This window comes from Corynebacterium sp. zg-331 (assembly GCF_014267345.1).
GTDB lineage: Bacteria > Actinomycetota > Actinomycetes > Mycobacteriales > Mycobacteriaceae > Corynebacterium.
In genome coordinates this window covers 1-590 of sequence record NZ_JACMYD010000023.1, presented here as the reverse complement: position 1 = coordinate 590, position 590 = coordinate 1, and the positions used below count along the sequence as shown (strand labels likewise).

Below are 590 nucleotides of genomic sequence, written 5' to 3'. Positions count from 1 at the left end.
TCCGAGCCTGCTAAGCCTAAGGACAAGCCCGCCGAGCCTGCTAAGCCGGGTAAGGCTGTGGCCCCGAAGCCGAAGCCGGGTAAGGCCCCGAAGATCACTACGGATGCCGCGATTGAGGGCAATGGTCCTTTGGTTGCTGGTGCCACGGTGGTTGATACGGTGAGTTTCACCGGCTTGGAGAAGGGCAAGAAGTATCAGCTGGAGGCTGCGCTGATGTGCAAGGCTTCTGGTGAGTCTACGGGTGCGACTGCGAAGGTGGCGTTTGTGCCGCAGGTGGAAGATGGTCAGATTAATGTGCCGATTGCGGTGACGGATGCTAATTGTGCTGCGCAGGTGGCGTTTGAGACGCTGCGTGATGCTGCTGGTGAGGTGGTGGCTGTTCACCATGACATCAATGATGCGGCTCAGACGGTGACTGCTGAGGATGTGTTTAAGCCTGCTCCTTCTGCTGAGACGGTGGAAAAGAAGCGGGATAAGAACGTCACGGTGGTTACCGAGGGTGCGCCTGAGGTGGGTAAGGCGGTAGAGCCGAAGGCTCCGCGTCGCTCCATTAAGGCGATTCCGTCTGGTTCTGTGGTGTTGGAGGAGGG

General features: G+C 58.6%; 1 protein-coding gene. It reads left to right on the top strand.

Annotated features, from left to right (window positions below; translation table 11 throughout):
* Positions 1 to 57: 57 nt before the first annotated feature.
* A partial coding sequence (locus H7347_RS10545) for a VaFE repeat-containing surface-anchored protein (RefSeq protein ID WP_186337507.1) occupies positions 58 to 590 on the top strand: 533 nt, incomplete at its 3' end.